Raw genomic sequence first — 17,083 nt, forward strand, 5'->3', positions numbered from 1 at the left:
ACAAACAAACATTAGCGCCACAAATTAACCAAACAAAAACATTTTCGCGTGATGAAGATAACAGTTAAGAGATAATAAAATTACATATTGTGTGGTTATTTGGTGAGGGGACGCCCAAGCAGAACGGCTCAGGCACAAGGAATAGTTAGGTTAATCGCGGATTTCAGCGAGCAGTTCGGGATGTTTATCTAACAGCTTTAACAGTTTGATGGTGGAAACATGGGGAAGAGCCTTGCCTGTCTCATAGCGTGAGAAGGCGTTGACCCCACCGCCAAAGATCTCACCGGCCTCACTTTGAGACAGATTAAGCTTTTTTCGCATCGCGATAACGAACTCAGGTTCAATGATAGAGGCATTTACCTGTTTGTTAAAATCTCCCATGATGCTATCAATACGAATTGACTCCTCAGTGAAAACAACACCCTCCCCACAGTTGAGACACCAATCAGCGCCAATAGCCTTAACGATTATCGTCTGACCTTTGTAGGTATAAGGCATATCACGGTATTCCTTTACCGTATTCACTGAGCCACATTCAGGACATATCATCATTCAGCTCCTTAAAAGAAACGATCAACACTTCATCAATTACCGTTAACTTCACATAGAGAGACACTTTATCCAGATGGCAGTGGTAAACATCTTGCCAAACTCGGTGGTTCTCATAGGTCGTCATACTTTTATGAAAGTCCTGCGTAGACAATTCGCTCACTATTCGATACATATCAGCACGACTAAAATTTAGCTGTCTTGCGTTCCGAGACGACAATGCTGTTGCTCTAATCAACCCCTTCCCTATCAGACTCCGTATCTTTTCTAATCGGCAATGCGGTGTTCGCTTTTCCATCTGCTCTCCTTAGCAATATAACCTAGTAGGTTAGTTTTATCGATGAATAAACCACCCGATAGCAATTTATTTCGCCATCTAAATGTCTCAAGGAGTAAAGCGTTCACTTGCGAGGTTTGATCGGAGAAATCAGAGACAGATGCACAGCAGACAGAATATTTTGGAATCACCAACGCATTTGTAACAAAGCAAAACGCACAGAACAAACAGGCTCTGTGCGTTTAGGCGCGAGGCGCGGGAAGGGGAAAATCAGCAGATTTCGAGCTGTACTTCGTGCTGTTCGATAATTTTCTGGATACTTGCCGGTGGCTGTTCATCGGTGAAAAGATAATCGATGAGGTCCATATTGCCCAAGTTAACCATCGCGTTACGGCCAAATTTGGAGTGATCCGTAACCAGAATGACGCAGCGTGAGTTTTCTATAATCGCTCGCTTGGTGCGTACCTCATGGTAATCAAACTCCAGCAGCGAACCATCCATATCGATACCGCTGATACCAAGAATGCCGTAGTCCAAACGAAACTGTGAGATAAAATCGAGCGTTGCTTCCCCCATGATGCCACCATCCCGAGTACGCACTTCGCCACCAGCCAAAATCAAACGAAAATCCTCTTTGCCCATTAACAACGTTGCTACGTTTAAGTTATTGGTCACGACTCGGAGGTTGCGGTGATTCAGTAGTGCATGAGCTACGGCTTCTGGCGTAGTGCCGATATCAATAAACAGCGTAGCGCCATCTGGGATCAGGCTCGCAACGTGCTGAGCAATACGTGCTTTTTCATCCGACCACATGATTTTACGATCGTGATAGGCCGCATTTACTGAACTGGATGGCAGCGCAGCACCACCGTGATGGCGCTGGATTTTGTTTTGTTCAGCCAGGTCATTCAGGTCGCGGCGAATCGTCTGTGGGCTTACCGCAAAATGTTCAACCAATTCTTCTGTGCTTACATACCCTTGCTGGCGAACAAGATCGATTATCGCGTCATGGCGCTGTGTTTGCTTCACGTCAATTCCCCTGAGTTACCGGATGTCCGGCGGTTAGGCGTTATTTTTACGCTGATGATGGGTATCCCAAAACGCCATCAACAATCCAATCACTAAACCAGCAATATGCGCGCCGTTTGCAACCGACATTCCGAACCAGTCGAAATGCCCAGCCACCAGCCACAGTACTGAAATCACCATCAGGCCACGCGGCATATTCACGCCCATCTGAGGCGATCGCTCACCACACCACCATACATAGCCCATTAGCGCATATACCACACCAGATAGACCACCAAAATTGGAACCACTAAACAGAGACTGCGCCCATCCGCTCATAAAGGCCGATACCAACGCAATTTGCAGCAGTTTCCCAGCACCGAGGCGTTTTTCAACCTGCCCACCAAGATACCACCACCACATCAGGTTGAAGATGATATGCACCGCAGAGAAATGCAAGAAAGCATGACTCACCCAGCGCCAAACTTGAAGGTATTGGCTAGAATCAACAGGCCACGCCAGCCAGTTCATCACTGCGGCGTCACCGAGTACTACCATAAACAAATAGACGACGACGCAAATAGCCGTGATGCCTACGGTGAGTGGCCCGGTCTGACGAGTAAAACTCTTTAGATAGCTAAAATTGGAATATTTCAAACCGCTATGGGTTGACCCAGAATGCCAGCTTGCCGCCTGATAACGTGGATGCAAAGGCTCCTGAAGGAAACGAGTCAGCTCTTGTTCCACCTGTGCCTGTCGGGAGTCATCGGCGAGCCAAAGCACAACTTCATCATTGTGAACTTCCAGTTCTAAACGAACGCCTTGTGTCGCCATGTAGTCAATAAACGCCTGCGCCAGACGTGGATTAGACAGGGAAATAATACGAACCATGAATACCTGCTTATTAAAATAGCACCGCATATACCCTAAATAATTCAAGTTGCAGGACAAAAAGGCTAATCTTCAGTTAGAGACTGGGATGAACACACATAGCCAATGCACATGCAACTTGAGGTATGACGGGTATAAATGCCTTATGAGCGCTACAGGGATGAAGTCTCAACCTGCTGGGGATAAGCGCGCACCCACGCTTCAAACCCGCCGTCGATGCTATAAACCTCTTCAAATCCCTGATGCAGCAAATACTGAGCCGCACCTCGGCTACTATTACCGTGATAGCACATCACCATCACCGGCGTATCAAATTCATTGTTTTGCATAAAGTTTTGTAATGTGGCATTGGTCAGATGGAACGCTCCTGCGGCATGCCCAGCGGCATAGCTCTGCGGATCGCGAATATCAACTAACACTACATCTGGCTGCTGTAACTTTTGCTGTGCCTGCTCAACTGAAATTGCGACAAACTGTTCCATAACACCGATCCATTTTCTTCATCAAATTGCCCGCATTGTAACGAACATGTTATAAACAAAAAACCGCATTAAGCGCATGGATTCGTTGTCAAAACAGCCTATCAGCTTAGCTGAAAGACCTTCAAGAGATTGCGGTTTTTCGCAAAAAAAGCAAGAACAAAACGAGCAATGACGAAAATTTAGGGAATAAAATCACTCATATTTGCCTTCTCCTGCCACGCAAAGCACGATGAAATACCTTAGACTTAAAGCTATAGCGTTATAGGAGGTCTTATGAACACCCGACTACGTCTTTTACTTCCAGCCCTATTGCTTTCCCCGATGGCGCTCCAACTATTGAGCACCGATGCCAACGCTCAGTCTGCGGTTATGCAGCAACAACAGCAAATGATCCAGCAGCAACAGCAGGGGTTCCAAAATCAGAGCAACACCTTCAATCAGCAGCAGTTACGCAATACCCAAACACAGATTCAGCGTGACAATCAAGCACAGCAACTACATCAACTCAATGAAAATATGCGATTGAATGCCGATCAGCAATGGCAAAACAACAATCAACAACGCATGCTCAATAACCAGAATCGTCAGCAACGCCAACAGCAATTACAGCTGAATCAAATGGATCAGCAGAAAAAGGCAAATAACCAAAGAATGCTAAATCAGCAGAATACGGTGGATCAGAATAAGAAGAATAATGGGGGGTACTAGTGGGATAGCCCCGTCTTACGGGCGCCTATTCGTATCGAGCTTCATTGGTATATGAGTAAAGGCGTACGGGGAGCGCTAATCCTCTATGGGATTGCGGTGAAATGTTTCGACCGCCTATCAATTACAGTATTTATATACAACCTCCGTCGAAGGCGTCCGAGCCGGGTGTGCCAGCGCACACCCCCGGCACCCGTGCGCTTTTATCCGAGATGCCATCTCCGCTCCGGTTTGGTATCGCCCATCCAAGGCGCCCCAAACTCCGTCACGACATCCCTGTCGTGCCTGCTCTCCCTTCCAAGACTTAAACTAAACCCAAAGAAGGTTTTGACTTTATCTTTTGGTTTTGACGTTGACCTTTCCGGCACGTTGTTCTTCAGCCGAAGGGAGGAATGTAGGCTAGGATTCGCCGACAGGGACGTCGGCGAAAGAACGGAGGAGTCAGGACAAATTTGCCTGGAGCAAATTTGAACAACGCTAGCGTTGGCCCCGTAGGGGTGAGGCGCAGGGATGCGCCGAATACTCGCGATTGCCGTTCGTTCCGTTAAAGCCGGAATGACGACATTCGGGTACCTGCGAAGCAGGCTGAAGGACGGTGCCAAGCTGGGGTTTCGGGGGGCAGCGACTGGCCCCCCGACTCGGACGCCTGCACAAATAATAATGTAGAAAGCCGGTGTATTAGGCGGACGAAACCTTCCACCTATGATGCGTATTCTTGACGTACTAGTTGAAATGCATAGCCACAAAAAGCACAAGAATCGATAGGTTGCGCGCTAACGGCGTACTCCTCAACCAACAATCACCCAAAATCCGCTCCGATCACATCAATCCTATCGGTACAGATACAATCCACCCCCCAATCTAATAATTCGCGTGCTCGTTTTGGGCTATTCACGGTATAAACCAGGATCCGTAAACCTGCGGCTTTAATGTCGGACACACGCTCAGCGGTCAGTTCATTGTGGTCAATATGCAATGATACGCAGCCCAATCGCGTGGTCATCGCCAACCACTCTCCATCCCATTTCTCTAGCAGCAATCCCCTCGGCAGTTCTGGCACAGCTTGCTGCGCAGCCTCTAGAGACTCAACCGAAAACGACGACAGTAATGGTGCAATAGGATGCGTTGACCACAAATTCTTAGCGGCAAGCGCGATCACCCGCCCAGTTTCACTTTCTACGCCCGTGGTAGGCTTAATCTCGATATTCGCTGATAAGCCAAGCTCAAGGCAACGATCGGCCACCTGAGAAAGCAGAGGCAATGGTTCATCGCGAAACTCTCGCCCATACCATCCTCCCGCATCTAGGCTGACCAGTTTTTCCCACGGTAAATCGCCAGCAACGCCCCAACCATTGGTGGTGCGTTCTAGGTTGTCATCATGTAATAGAAAAATCTCACCGTCAGCACTCAACTTAGCATCAAACTCAATCATTTTATGGCCATACTCAGCGCCAATATCAATAGCCGCTAACGTATTTTCTGGTGCTAATTTACCACCGCCACGGTGGGCAACGATTTTTGGATAAGGCCATTTTATTGTCATGTTTTACTCCGCTACCGAGGGCTTCACTGCTCGCTTATGGTTCAATACGTAAGCCCGTCGTTATATCGAAAAAGTGTAGATTTTCATGAGGTAGCACGACCTGTAGAGAACAACCTAACTCAGGTAAATCCTGATGCGGTAATCGCAGAATCACACCATGATCCCCCCAGCGACTATGCGCCAAGTTATCAGCGCCCAATAGCTCGAGTTGATTAACCATAAACTCGCTTCCGGACTCATGCTCTGCCGCTCGACGCAGGTGCTCAGGGCGAATACCTAGCGTGAGCGTTTGACCCGCTAATGCAGAGATCGGCTGTTCGAAGCGTAGCTGTGGACCATCGTTAATCTGAAAAAACAGGCCATCTGTACTAATACAACCATCCAGCAGATTCATCGCGGGAGCGCCCATAAAGCCCGCCACAAAACGACTAGCAGGACGATGGTAGATCTCCGTTGGTGTTCCAATCTGCTCAGCAACGCCCTTATTTAGCACAATGACGCGCTGCGCTAAGGTCATCGCCTCTACCTGATCGTGAGTCACATACAGGCTGGTCGTTTTTAGACGACGGTGCAACTGCTGTAACTCAAGTCTCATCTGAACGCGCAGTTTTGCATCAAGGTTGGACAAAGGCTCATCAAACAAAAACACCGCGGGCTCGCGCACGATAGCACGCCCCATCGCCACCCGCTGACGCTGCCCGCCGGACAACTCACTAGGCTTGCGATTAAGCAGCGTCTGTAACTCCAAAATGGCTGCGACTTCCTCCACTTTGGCACGGATAAGTTCTTTGCCCAGCCCGCGAATCTTCAGCCCATAAGCCATATTGTCGAACACGCTCATGTGCGGATAAAGTGCATAGTTTTGAAACACCATTGCTACGCCACGATCTTTAGGCTCTTTGTGAGTTACACGGTCATCACCAATATAAATATCACCACTCGTCGTTTCTTCTAGGCCAGCAACCATGCGGAGTAAGGTCGATTTACCACAGCCGGACGGCCCCACCATAACGATAAACTCACCGTCGGCAACATCCAGATCGATACCTTTAATAATTGCGTTTTTGCCGTCATAGCTTTTGCTGACGGTCTGTAATTTTAAACGTGCCATTGTATTATTTCTCGCTATCAACCAGACCGCGGACGAACCAACGCTGCATCCCTAAGACCACCAGCAATGGCGGTAACAGAGTCATCAGCAGTGCGGCCATCACCAGTTGCCACTGCGTTGCGCTTTCTCCGCTTGAGATGGCGCTTTTAATCCCAGCTACCGCCGTTCCCATCGCCGGATCGCTCGTGATCAGCAATGGCCATAAATATTGGTTCCAACCATAAATAAACGTAATCACAAACAACGCCGCTAAATTCGTTTTAGACAGTGGGAATACCACATCGCGGAAAAACCGCATTGGACCAGCACCGTCAATGCGAGCGGCCTCCAACAGTTCATGCGGCAGCGTCATAAAGAACTGACGGAATAGGAACGTTGCCGTAGCCGAAGCCATGAGCGGCAGAGTGAGTCCAGTATAACTATCCATCAGGTTTAAATTTGCCATCACCTCAACGGTAGGAAATATACGGACCTCAACGGGCAGCATCAGGGTAATGAATATCAGCCAAAAGAATAAGTTACGTAATGGAAAGCGAAAGTAGACAATCGCAAACGCCGATAACATCGACACCGCAATTTTCCCAACAGTAATCACCAACGCCATAATAAAGCTATTCATTAACTGAATACCAAATGGCGCACCTGCGCTACCAACCCCTTGCTGCCAAACCTGCGTTATGTTGTGCCAGAGCTGGGAGCCTGGAATGAGCGTCATCGGCACATCAAAGACCTGTTGCTTATCCAGCGTTGCTGCCACAAACGCCACATACAGCGGAAACAAAATCACGATCACACCCAAAATCAGCATAATATGGCAGAACATATCCAAGCCTTTACGGTTCTCAATCATTGATAACGTACCTTACGCTCAACATAGCGGAACTGAATCATAGTTAATGCAACCACAATCAACATCAATACGACCGACTGTGCCGCCGAACTGGAAAGATCTAGCCCCGCAAAACCTTCACGATAGATTTTATAAATCAGCGTAGTGGTCGATTGTCCCGGTCCACCGCCGGTTGCTGCATCGATAACCGGAAACGTATCGAAAAACGCATAGACCAAATTGACCACCAGCAGGAAGAAACTCACTGGAGAAATCAGGGGAAGGACAATATGAAAGAAACGCCGAATCGGCCCTGCGCCATCAATGGCAGCAGCCTCAAGCAGCGACTTGGGGACTGACTGTAACGCCGCAAGGAAAAACAGGAAATTGTAGCTCACCTGTTTCCAGACTGAAGCCAGAACTACCAGAAACATCGCCTGTCCGCTATTTTGAGCATGGTTCCAGCTATAGCCCATCACACCGAGAAAGTGCGAAACCAAACCCAGCCCAGGGTTAAAGAGAAACATCCACAGCACAGCAGCGATTGTGGGAGCCACGGCATAGGGCAGAATGAACAAAGTTTGATAGAAACGGCGGCCCCGTAAAATATGATTTACCAACGCCGCAAAAAATAGCGACAGTACTAGGCCAAAAAATGTCACCAAACCGCTAAACCACAACGTGGTGCGAAACGCGCTTAAGTAGTAGGGATCATGCCATAGAGTGATAAAATTCTGCCAACCAACAAACTCGCTGGAAAGACCAAAAGGATCGAGGCTCTGCACCGAATACCACAGTGCTTCGCCTGCGGGCCACAAGAAGAAAATGGCGGTGATCAAAAGCTGTGGAGCAACCAGCGCATAGGGCAACCAGCTGCGTTTAAATGCGGGAGTTCGGGAACTCATAACACCTCAAATTTGCTACAGAGTACAAATACCTCACCAACCGCCCTTTGGGTTGAACGGCTGGAGAGGTAGAACCGATATTACTTAGCTGATTTTTCGAAACGCTCTAGCAGTTGATTGCCACGCGATACCGCTTCATCCAGCGCTTGCTGTGGCGTTTTCTTACCTGTCCATACGCCTTCCAACTCTTCATCCACCACGGTACGAATTTGCGGCATATTGCCTAGGCGAACACCTTTAGTGAAGGCTAATGGCGGCTTATTTAGCATTTGGCGAGTCGCAACGTCAGCGCCCGGATTTTTGTCGTAAAAACCCTGCTGTTTAGTCAACTCATAGGCTGCGGTCGTAATGGGCAGGTAGCCCGTTTTCTGGTGCCACTCAGCGGCAATTTCTGGTTTAGCCAAGAACTGGAAGAACTCAGCTACGCCCTTGTAGGTTTCAGGTTTTTTACCGTTCATCACCCACAGACTAGCCCCACCGATAATTGCATTTTGCGGGGCATTTTTAGCATCAGCGTCATACGGCATGAAAGCCACGCCATAGTTGAATTTTGCATACTGTTTGATATTGGCCAGCGAGCCAGAAGAGCCCGTCATCATGCCGCAGTCACCGTTATAGAATTTAGCGGTTGGCTCATCCTTACGGCCAAAGTAGCTAAAATCGCCTTTTTTGAGCATGTCTGACAGCAGCTGAATATGCTTAACCTGTAATGGCTGGTTAAACTCTAAACGCGCTGACGGGCCACCAAATCCGTTGTTTTCGGTAGCAAAAGGAACACCATTCCACGCACTAAAGTTTTCTAACTGCACCCAGCCTTGCCAACCTGACGCATAGCCACAACTCATACCGCTTGCGCGTAGCTTAGCCGCATCGGTAGCCAGCTCCTGCCAAGTTTTTGGTGGCTCATCAGGATTTAAACCCGCTTTCTTAAAGGCATCTTTGTTGTAATACAGAACGGGTGTAGAACTGTTGAACGGCTGGGAAAGGAGTTGGCCCGTGGCGTTGTCGGCGTAGTAGCCCGCCACAGTGGGAACAAACTGGGATTCATCAAAAGGGATACCGGCCTCTTTAAATACCTGATACACAGGCTTCACGGCCTGTTTAGCTTGCATCATGGTTGCAGTGCCGACCTCATACACCTGCAAAATAGCGGGCGCCTTACCCGCACGGAAAGCGGCAATACCCGCAGCGAGACTTTGTTCATAATCACCTTTATAGACAGGTACAATTTTGTACTCATCTTGTGATTGGTTAAAACGCTGCGCGAGACTATCAACTTCCGTACCTAGCTCGGCTTCCATCGAATGCCAAAATGGAATTTCAGTCACCGCTAATGCAGGTGCACTGAAGCAAAATATCACTGCTAAACTGCACATGCTGCGCTTTATTGTCATATTCATCATGCCAAATCCCCGTCAAATGAGTGTTATCACCGTAAACGTTGAGTGATAAAGAACGTCTTATTTTCGGGATGTACCATGACATGCGCGTATGACAGAAAAATAACCAGCAGATGAAGGAATTATGACGAAAGAATGACGCAGGGCACGCGACGCGTTAGTTAGATAAAGAAACTATAGCGGCCTAAATATCAGCGAGTTAGGAAGGGATACAAAACATTATCTCCCATTGAATTATCACAAATAGTGGCATCCATGCCGCTATCGTCATGACAGGCTTAACCGCCTAAATAAGCACTACGCACTGCGCTATTAGCCAGAAGAGCTGCCCCGCTATCTTCCAGCACAACATGACCGTTCTCCAACACATAGCCTCGATCCGCCAACTTAAGCGCCTGATTGGCATTTTGCTCTACGAGAAAGATCGTCATGCCTTCTTCGCGCAGCTGTTGGATGGTATCGAAAATTTGCAGAATGATGATAGGCGCCAGCCCCAGAGACGGCTCATCCAGCAGTAATAACTTAGGCTGACTCATCAGAGCGCGACCTATCGCTAGCATCTGCTGTTCTCCGCCGGACATGGTTCCTGCGCGCTGAACACGACGCTCATGCAAGCGGGGAAATAAATCGTAAACTCGAGCGATACGCTCTTGATACTGATGACGATCGGCGAAAAATCCCCCCATCGCCAAATTTTCTTCCACGGTCATACGCGAAAATACGCGGCGGCCTTCCGGCACAATAGCAATCGCCTCACGCATGATGCGTGCGGTTTGCCAATCGGTAATATCCTGCCCAAGAAAGTGGATACGGCCTGCGGTAGCTCGAGGTTCGCCGCATAGCGTTCCCAGCAGCGTGGTTTTTCCAGCGCCGTTAGCACCAATCAGCGTCACAATTTCACCCTGCTGAATATGGATGCTAACGTTATGCAGCGCCTGAATTTTTCCGTAGTGGGCTGAGACGTTTTCTAATGTCAGCATGAACATGGCCCTCGTTCAACATGACAACGGGAGTAGTTAAATAGCATAGATTTACGCCTCTCCTAGATAAGCACGGATAACATCAGGATTATTGCGTACCTCTTCCGGCGAGCCTTGCGCCAACGGCGTCCCCTGATTAACCACGTAAATCCGATCGGAAATATCCATCACCAGCTTCATATCGTGTTCAATCAACAGCACCGAAACCTGATGATGACGGCGTAAGTCAGCGATGAGTTCGTTGAGTTCATCGGTTTCTTTTGGATTAAGACCGGCCGCTGGCTCGTCTAGCATCAGCAGCTCAGGCCGTGTCACCATGCACCGTGCAATCTCCAATCGCCGCTGCTGACCATAGGCCAAATTACCCGCCTGACGATTGGCAAACTCCAACAATCCAACACGCTCTAACCATACCGCGGCACGTTCCAATGCATCGGCTTCCGCGCGGCGGAATTTAGGCGTTTTCAGTAGACCGGCAAACACACCGCTTTTGAGATGCTGATGCTGCGCCACCAACAGGTTTTCCACTACCGTCATCTCTTTGAAGAGGCGTACATGTTGGAAAGTGCGCACCACCCCCATACGAGCGATTTGCTGCCCTGCAAGCCCAGCTAATTCGCGATCGCGCAGTTTTATCGAGCCACTTGTCGGGCGATAGAAACCGGTCAGACAGTTAAATACCGTCGTTTTTCCCGCCCCGTTAGGGCCGATAAGAGAGACGATTTCCCCCTGATTGAGTATCAGAGCTACATTATTCACGGCGAGGAGGCCGCCAAACCGCATACAGAGATTGTTCACCAGCAACAGAGGTTGTGTGCTCATACCTGCCCTCCTTTGCGTGTGGCAAATTTCAGCTTAGGGCGTTTCATCGGCAGTAATCCTTGCGGACGCCAAATCATCATCAGCACCATTAATGCGCCCAGTAATAACATGCTGTATTCATTCAGATCACGCATCAGTTCGCGAGAAACTACCAAAATAACCGCAGCAAGAATCACCGCAAACTGTGACCCCATACCACCAAGCACGACAATCGCCAGTACAAAAGCCGATTCGACAAAAGTGAAAGATTCTGGGCTAACAAACCCTTGTCGTGCAGCAAACAACGTTCCAGCAAAACCGGCAAACGCCGCACTGATGGTGAATGCCGTCAGCTTGATACGCGTTGGGCTTAGGCCTAATGAACGGCAGGCAATTTCGTCTTCTCGTAACGCTTCCCACGCCCGCCCAAGCGGCATGCGCAGTAACCGGTTAATCACAAACAGCGTGATAACCACCAGCAACAGCGCCACCAAATACAAGAAGATGATGCGATCGCTTGGGTCGTATTTGAGGCCAAAGAATTCGTGGAATGAGCCCCATCCTCCGTCACGTACACTACGGTTGAATTCCAAGCCAAAGAAAGTAGGTTTTGGAATTTGGCTAATACCGTTGGGTCCGCCGGTAATTTCCGTATTATTCAGCAGCAGGATACGTACAATTTCACCAAAACCGAGCGTCACAATGGCCAAATAGTCACCACGCAGACGCAATACCGGAAAACCTAACAGTAGCCCAAAGGCGGCGGCAACAATGCCCGCAATTGGCAAGCTCTCCCAAAAACCAATTCCGTAATAATGGTTAAGCAACGCGTAGGTATAAGCACCGATGGCGTAGAAACCACCGTATCCCAGAACTAACAAGCCAGACAGGCCGACAACGACGTTTAGCCCCAGTCCAAGCATCACGTAGATAAGCGTCAGCGTGGCAATATCCACGGTTCCACGCGATACCACAAACGGCCACACCACTGCCGCAATAAGAATAAACATCAGCACCAGTTTTTGTTTTGGCGTTGAACCATCTAAGCTTGGCAGCACCAGAGTGGGACCTGACACTTTTTTCAGCCCCTGCTGAATCAGAGGACGCATCAATTGGAAGAAAAAGACCACCACACAGCCCGCAGCAATCCATTCCCAACGTATAGAATCTGCCATATTGACGACCAGATGGGTGCCATCTAGCCCGAGCTGGACGCCCATGATAAACGATGCCAACACGAACATGGTGATGGTCGAAATAATCGCATTAACCAGATTGAGCTGTTTCATACTTTCTCAACCTCCGGCCGCCCCAAGATACCGGTAGGCATCACCAGTAGCACCACAATCAGTAACGCAAATGACACGACATCTTTATATTCAGTGCTGAGGTAAGCGGAAGTCAGCGCTTCTGCTACGCCGAGGATCAATCCGCCGATCATCGCCCCAGGAATACTGCCGATCCCGCCTAATACCGCCGCAGTAAAGGCTTTCATCCCCGCCATAAAACCGATGTATGGATTGATAACGCCGTAGAACTGACCGAGCAGTACACCCGCCACAGCCGCCATTGCTGCACCAATAACAAAAGTAAGGGAGATCACGCGATCGGTGCTAATGCCGAGCAGACTCGCCATTTTCAGATCTTCTGCACAGGCACGGCAGGCGCGCCCCATCCTCGAATAGCGGATAAACAGCGTTAGCGCCAACATCGCAAGAAACGTTACGACCCAGATGATGATCTGCATAGTGGAAATACTGGCGGAGAAACCATTACTTTCACCTAATGTCCATTGCCCAGTCACTAGACGCGGCAATGCCAGATCGCGCGAGCCCTGCGTTAGGCTGACGTAGTTTTGCAAAAAAATGGACATTCCGATGGCAGAAATTAGCGCAATCAGACGCTTTGAAGAACGTACGGGCTTATAAGCAACGCGCTCAATACTCCAGCCGTAGGCGCTCGTGATCACAATAGCGACGATAAAAGCCGCGCCAATCAATAGCCAGCTAGCATCAATGCCCAGCATCATCAGCGCCGCAATAACAATAAAGGAGACATAGCTGCCGATCATATATACCTCGCCGTGGGCGAAGTTGATCATGCCGATAATGCCGTAAACCATGGTGTAACCAATGGCGATCAGCGCGTAGGTGCTCCCCAGCGTAACGCCGTTGAACATCTGCTGAATGAAATAGAGAAACTGTTCTGACATACCCTATCCTCATACCACATAAGGGCTTAGTGATGATGTTACAACGCTGTTCTAATCCCGCACGCCAAAACCTTGGAGTAAGGTTTCGTCCACCTATTTATCGCGCATTCATCGATAACTTAGGCGTATGGGCAAAGACCGCGCGCGAGTGGTCTCCGCACTCGCATGCTTTATTCGAGATGCCATTTTCGCTCTGGGTCAACATGCGCCATGTTTGGCACTTCCGACCCTCACGCCGACACAGCGTCGGCGTGGCGTATTCAACTAAGGCATCAACGAAAATAAGAACCGTCAGAACTATTTAACCGACGTAGATGAGCCGTCGGCATGCCATTCGAAAATACCGAATTCGAAGCCTTTCAGGTCGCCTTTATCATCCCAGCTCAATGGCCCCATAACGGTATCAACCGGCTGAGACTTCAGGTTTTTAATGATGTCAGCGGGTTCTTCGCTTTTGCTGCGCTCCATTCCGGTAGTCAGAGATTGCAATGCTGCGTAGGTGGTCCAAACAAATGGCCCTGTCGGATCCAGTTTTTTGGCTTTCAGCGAGTCTACGATAGCTTTGTTAGCGGGAACCTGATCGTAACGCTGTGGCAGCGTCACCAGCATGCCTTCAGATGCATCGCCCGCGATGTTAGATAGAGATGAGTTACCCACACCTTCTGGCCCCATAAATTTAGCTTTCAGACCCGCTTGTTTGGCCTGACGCAAAATCTGTCCCATTTCTGGGTAGTAGCCGCCGAAGTAGACAAAATCCACGTTATCTTTTTTCAGCTTCGCAACCAGCGTAGAGAAGTCTTTGTCGCCAGCGGTAATACCCTCAAACAGCACTGGTTTTACATTGGATTTCTCCAACGCATCTTTAACCGAACGTGCCAGACCTTCGCCATACTGCTGTTTATCATGCACCACGGCGATACGCTGTGGCTTAATGGTATTCAGGATATATTTCGCCGCGGTTGGCCCCTGATCGGAATCCAGCCCCGTCGTACGCATGATCAGTTTATAGCCACGCGTGGTCAGATCGGCATTGGTCGCCGCAGGCGTAATCATCAAAACGCCTTCATCTTCATAGATATCGGAAGCAGGCTGAGTCGAAGAGGAGCACAGGTGTCCGATAACATAACGGATACCGTCGTTAATCACTTTGTTGGCAACCGCGACTGCTTGTTTTGGATCACAGGCATCGTCATATTCCACACCAACTAGCTTATCGCCGTTCACGCCACCTTTGGCGTTGATATCCGCAATGGCCTGCTTAGCCCCGGTAAACTCCATATCGCCATACTGTGCAACCGGGCCAGACATCGCGCCAACAATCGCCACTTTAATGTCCTTCGCCATAACACTGCTGCTCATGGCTAACGCAATACAGCCAGTCAGAAAAACCTTACCCTTATTGATACTCATCTGCTCATCCCCGCCTGTCGTTGTGTTTATTGTGTTTGCTTTAGCGCGCAATCAAGCAACATATTATTAACAAATAACATTTTTACGCATAAGAAATAATGAATTATGTGATTGCACAGCAATATTTTCTAATAAGACTTTATTTTTCATATCATTAAACAGGAGATTTATTCTGCAAATCAAATCAGATAGCTAGAAACAAGCGGTGTAAACAGCACAAAAATCGGAGTAAAGCGGCAGAGTTTGTCACTAGGCAAGCACGTTCATCTGTTAAACAATTCATTTACTAATTTTTTACTCTGAAAATTGCAGATCGACAAAAATAATCAGCTCAAATTTTGTACACTAAAAGTTACACCGCCAATGAATACAGATCACTTACAATGCTTATCAATTATTCTCGGCAGAAGATAAAACATGAAACTGACTATTGAGCGCTTGATGGCCTTAAATCCAGACGATATTCGTGACTTGGGAAAAGTGTGGCCTGAACAGCAGCCGGAGATATGGCAGGCTTGGTTAGATGACGGTCATGCCCTATTTGCTGCACGTTTTAACGATCGGCTTCTAGGTGCAGTCAAGGTATGTGCCGATCGGCAAAAAGGATTCGCCACGCTACATGACCTGTGCGTGCGAGAAGTCACGCGCCGTCGAGGGGTTGGACTGTACTTAGTGGAAGATACGATGCGCCAACTACCAGAAATTAATGTCTGGCAGCTGGCGGCGAGTGAAGTCCCTGGTGTTGGACTTGAAGAAATGAATGCGTTTATGGCCGCCTGTGGTTTTAATTTTTGTGAACTCAATAGCGGCGAACAAGGCTGGCAGAATTAAAAATCAGCCGCGCCCCATCTTCCAAACCGCCGCGACATTGCGTGCTGTAACACGCACGTTTTCGCGAGCGCCTTCTAGTGCTTCAGGCAACGTTTGGATGCGGTTTAGTACTGAAAATACCGCGTCCAAGCCATGCTGATGTACAACGCTATAATCTGGCGTCATGCCTCCAGCGATAGCGATAACCGGAATATCGTAACGCTTAGCGACTCGCGCCACTCCAACAGGCGTTTTTCCATGGATAGTTTGGCTATCGATACGCCCCTCACCGGTGATCACCAAGTCGGCCCCTTGTACCGCATCGGCCAGCTTTAATGCTTCGGTGACGATTTCAATGCCCGGCTGTAAGCGTGCGTTAAGCAAGCCAAACAGCGCCGCCCCCATACCACCTGCGGCACCCGCTCCAGCCACATTTAGCACCGATTTTCCGGTTGCCAGCTCGATCTTCTCACCATAATGCTGCAAAGCGGCATCTAGCAGTTTAACCCGCTCTGGCGTTGCGCCTTTTTGTGGGCCAAATACCGCCGACGCACCTTTCGCTCCGCACAGAGGGTTATCAACATCACAGGCCACCAAAATATCGGTCTGTGCTAAACGAGCATCCAATTGGCTAAGGTCAACGCTGGCTAACTGAGCAAGCGCCGCGCCACCAACATGAAGCTCTTTGCCATCGATATCATGAAAATGTGCGCCCAACGCCTGCATCATGCCCGCGCCGCCGTCATTGGTGGCGCTACCGCCAATACCGAGAATAATTTTGCGCGCCCCGTGATTAAGCGCCGCTAGAATCAGTTCTCCGGTACCAAAACTGGTGGTGACCAGCGGATTACGTTGCTCGGGCGCGACCAAATGCAACCCCGACGCGGCGGCCATTTCAATCACCGCTGTTTCACCATCGCCCATCCAGCCAAAGAAGCCATTAACCGGCAGCCCTAAAGGACCGGTTACATTCACATGCACTCGCTCTCCACCGGTCGCTGCAACCATTGATTCCACCGTGCCTTCACCCCCATCAGCCATCGGCAGCTTGATGTATTCAGCCTGCGGGAATATTTCGCTAAAACCCTGTTCAATCGCCTCGGCAACCTGCATCGCGCTAAGGCTTTCTTTAAATGAATCAGGAGCAATCACAATTTTCATGCGTACCTC

General features: G+C 49.1%; 18 protein-coding genes. 2 read left to right on the top strand and 16 right to left on the bottom strand.

Features of this window, described 5'->3' with window-relative positions:
• Window positions 1-150 precede the first annotated feature (150 nt).
• The 5 genes from K9N75_RS21175 to glpE form a co-directional block, all read right to left on the bottom strand.
• Window positions 151-552 (bottom strand): type II TA system antitoxin MqsA family protein, encoded by a 402-nt coding sequence (locus K9N75_RS21175; protein WP_224452080.1) that lies wholly within the window; start codon window positions 550-552, stop codon window positions 151-153.
• Window positions 536-847 carry a type II toxin-antitoxin system MqsR family toxin gene (locus K9N75_RS21180; protein WP_004096963.1) on the bottom strand — a complete coding sequence of 104 codons (312 nt, stop codon included), beginning with the start codon at window positions 845-847 and terminating at the stop codon, window positions 536-538. The genes K9N75_RS21175 and K9N75_RS21180 overlap by 17 nt, the downstream gene beginning before the upstream one ends.
• A 249-nt stretch (window positions 848-1,096) precedes the next feature.
• On the bottom strand, window positions 1,097-1,855 hold the full coding sequence (locus K9N75_RS21185) for a DeoR/GlpR family transcriptional regulator (RefSeq protein ID WP_004096965.1): 759 nt from the start codon (window positions 1,853-1,855) through the stop codon (window positions 1,097-1,099).
• A 33-nt stretch (window positions 1,856-1,888) separates the two neighbouring features.
• Window positions 1,889-2,725: a rhomboid family intramembrane serine protease GlpG gene (gene glpG, locus K9N75_RS21190; RefSeq protein ID WP_008815653.1), complete on the bottom strand. Its 837-nt coding sequence runs from the start codon at window positions 2,723-2,725 to the stop codon at window positions 1,889-1,891.
• A gap of 152 nt (window positions 2,726-2,877) precedes the next feature.
• Window positions 2,878-3,207 (bottom strand): thiosulfate sulfurtransferase GlpE, encoded by a 330-nt coding sequence (gene glpE, locus K9N75_RS21195; protein ID WP_008815654.1) that lies wholly within the window; start codon window positions 3,205-3,207, stop codon window positions 2,878-2,880.
• 273 nt (window positions 3,208-3,480) lie between these two features.
• Between glpE and K9N75_RS21200 the strand changes: the two genes are divergently transcribed.
• Complete coding sequence (locus tag K9N75_RS21200) at window positions 3,481-3,915, top strand: hypothetical protein (protein ID WP_039186093.1); 435 nt, start codon at window positions 3,481-3,483, stop codon at window positions 3,913-3,915.
• A 796-nt stretch (window positions 3,916-4,711) separates the two neighbouring features.
• On the opposite strand, the gene ugpQ is transcribed toward K9N75_RS21200, so the two are convergent.
• The 10 genes from ugpQ to K9N75_RS21250 form a co-directional block, all read right to left on the bottom strand.
• Window positions 4,712-5,455 (bottom strand): glycerophosphodiester phosphodiesterase, encoded by a 744-nt coding sequence (gene ugpQ, locus K9N75_RS21205; protein ID WP_008815656.1) that lies wholly within the window; start codon window positions 5,453-5,455, stop codon window positions 4,712-4,714.
• Window positions 5,456-5,489: 34 nt separating this feature from the next.
• Complete coding sequence (locus tag K9N75_RS21210) at window positions 5,490-6,566, bottom strand: sn-glycerol-3-phosphate import ATP-binding protein UgpC (RefSeq protein WP_008815657.1); 1,077 nt, start codon at window positions 6,564-6,566, stop codon at window positions 5,490-5,492.
• A 4-nt stretch (window positions 6,567-6,570) separates the two neighbouring features.
• Window positions 6,571-7,416 carry a sn-glycerol-3-phosphate ABC transporter permease UgpE gene (ugpE, locus tag K9N75_RS21215; RefSeq protein ID WP_008815658.1) on the bottom strand — a complete coding sequence of 282 codons (846 nt, stop codon included), beginning with the start codon at window positions 7,414-7,416 and terminating at the stop codon, window positions 6,571-6,573.
• Window positions 7,413-8,300 (bottom strand): sn-glycerol-3-phosphate ABC transporter permease UgpA, encoded by an 888-nt coding sequence (ugpA, locus tag K9N75_RS21220; RefSeq protein ID WP_008815659.1) that lies wholly within the window; start codon window positions 8,298-8,300, stop codon window positions 7,413-7,415. Before ugpA ends, ugpE begins: the two co-directional genes overlap by 4 nt.
• An 80-nt stretch (window positions 8,301-8,380) precedes the next feature.
• A complete protein-coding gene (gene ugpB, locus K9N75_RS21225) occupies window positions 8,381-9,703 on the bottom strand; it encodes a sn-glycerol-3-phosphate ABC transporter substrate-binding protein UgpB (RefSeq protein WP_008815660.1) in 1,323 nt (440 codons plus the stop codon).
• A gap of 275 nt (window positions 9,704-9,978) precedes the next feature.
• Window positions 9,979-10,686, bottom strand: a complete 708-nt coding sequence (livF, locus tag K9N75_RS21230; RefSeq protein WP_191278979.1) for a high-affinity branched-chain amino acid ABC transporter ATP-binding protein LivF — start codon at window positions 10,684-10,686, stop codon at window positions 9,979-9,981.
• Between the two features lie 45 nt (window positions 10,687-10,731).
• Complete coding sequence (livG, locus tag K9N75_RS21235) at window positions 10,732-11,502, bottom strand: high-affinity branched-chain amino acid ABC transporter ATP-binding protein LivG (protein WP_004090666.1); 771 nt, start codon at window positions 11,500-11,502, stop codon at window positions 10,732-10,734.
• Window positions 11,499-12,770: a high-affinity branched-chain amino acid ABC transporter permease LivM gene (locus K9N75_RS21240; protein WP_224452081.1), complete on the bottom strand. Its 1,272-nt coding sequence runs from the start codon at window positions 12,768-12,770 to the stop codon at window positions 11,499-11,501. Before K9N75_RS21240 ends, livG begins: the two co-directional genes overlap by 4 nt.
• Window positions 12,767-13,693 (bottom strand): high-affinity branched-chain amino acid ABC transporter permease LivH, encoded by a 927-nt coding sequence (livH, locus tag K9N75_RS21245; RefSeq protein WP_004090669.1) that lies wholly within the window; start codon window positions 13,691-13,693, stop codon window positions 12,767-12,769. Before livH ends, K9N75_RS21240 begins: the two co-directional genes overlap by 4 nt.
• 297 nt (window positions 13,694-13,990) lie before the next feature.
• A complete protein-coding gene (locus K9N75_RS21250; RefSeq protein WP_008815663.1) occupies window positions 13,991-15,103 on the bottom strand; it encodes a branched-chain amino acid ABC transporter substrate-binding protein in 1,113 nt (370 codons plus the stop codon).
• Between the two features lie 417 nt (window positions 15,104-15,520).
• Between K9N75_RS21250 and panM the strand changes: the two genes are divergently transcribed.
• A complete protein-coding gene (gene panM / locus K9N75_RS21255; RefSeq protein ID WP_008815664.1) occupies window positions 15,521-15,934 on the top strand; it encodes an aspartate 1-decarboxylase autocleavage activator PanM in 414 nt (137 codons plus the stop codon).
• 3 nt (window positions 15,935-15,937) lie between these two features.
• On the opposite strand, the gene K9N75_RS21260 is transcribed toward panM, so the two are convergent.
• Entirely contained in the window at window positions 15,938-17,074 is a 1,137-nt protein-coding gene (locus K9N75_RS21260) for a glycerate kinase (protein WP_008815665.1), read from the bottom strand.
• Window positions 17,075-17,083 lie beyond the last annotated feature (9 nt).

This window comes from Hafnia paralvei (genome assembly GCF_020150375.1).
Classification (GTDB): domain Bacteria; phylum Pseudomonadota; class Gammaproteobacteria; order Enterobacterales; family Enterobacteriaceae; genus Hafnia; species Hafnia paralvei.